Source organism: Streptomyces sp. CAI-85, from assembly GCF_013363615.1.
GTDB lineage: Bacteria > Actinomycetota > Actinomycetes > Streptomycetales > Streptomycetaceae > Streptomyces > Streptomyces antibioticus_B.
The window spans coordinates 1-1,064 of sequence record NZ_JAANNX010000201.1 but is presented as its reverse complement, the minus strand read 5'-3'; the positions used below and the strand labels follow the sequence as shown (position 1 = coordinate 1,064).

At 73.3% G+C, this 1,064-nt stretch carries 2 pseudogenes; both read right to left on the bottom strand.

The features are described from left to right. Positions 1–731 (bottom strand): annotated as a pseudogene (locus tag G6W55_RS37765) (hypothetical protein); the annotation flags it as partial. A gap of 82 nt (positions 732–813) precedes the next feature. Continuing rightward, positions 814–1,064: pseudogene (locus G6W55_RS37760) on the bottom strand (hypothetical protein); the annotation flags it as partial.

Sequence of the window (1,064 nt, the reverse complement as noted above, 5' to 3'; positions counted from 1 at the left end):
GCGAAGAGGCCGGCGGCCTCGCCCTCGTCGGCGTTCATCTCGCGCTGGTAGCGGAAGAGTTCGGGGTCGAGGCCCAGTTCGCCGAGGTGCTCGATCCACCGGTCGTGGATCTCCTCCCAGTGCACCTCCAGGTGCGGGTACGCCTTGCCGGACTCGGTGAGGGCGTCCCGGAAGCCCTTCATGGTGCGGCGCCGCCCCTGCGCCCCGGAGGCGCCCTCGACGGGCGGGCGTACGGCGGTGGACTCGGCGACGGGCAGGTTGTCCAGGCTCAGTCCGGGTCCGGGCCGGAAGGAGTACCACGCCTCGGCGAACTTCCGGGGGTCGTTGGACACCTGCCGGCCGCGCCATTCGCTGACCTTGCCGACGACGACGCACTCGCCGGTCAGCACGTGCTGCCACTCCAGGGCCACGTGTCCGCAGTCGTCGGCGAGCAGGAACTTGCGCAGCACGCCCGAGCTGGCGCCGCCGAGGGTGTTGCGGTGGCCGGGCAGCATCACGGAGAAGATCAGCTTGAGGAGGACGGACTTGCCGCCGCCGTTCTCCAGGAAGAGCACGCCGGCGGGGGCGGGGCGGCGCGGCGGGCCGACCGGCTCCTCCGCGAAGAACTCCGCCTGGGTGGGGGCGGGGTCGGGCACGACGCCGCCGACGCCCCGCAGGTCGAGCACGGTGTCGGCGTAGCGCGCGCCGGCGGGCCCGATGGAGTAGAGGCGGACGCGGGACAGCTCGTACATGGCGGACTCTCGTGGGTCTTCGGCAGATCGGGAGGTGGGGGGCCGCGGTGGCGGGCGGTGTCGGGCGATCGACGCAGGCGGTTCAGGAGTGGAACGGCAGTCCGGCCCCGGCGACCAGGTCGAGGTCGTCGCCGTCCTCGGGGGGCAGCAGGGTCGGGGTGCCGTCGGTGACCGGGACGACGCCCAGCTCAAGGAGTTCGGCCAGGGCGGCGCTGCCCGCCATGTCCCGCACCTGGAGCTGGTAGCGGGCCGTGGTGCGGTAGGTGCCGCCGTTGTCGTCGCCGGTGCGCTGGAGGAAGCCGGAGTCGGTGAGGAAGGCGACGGCCTTGCCGA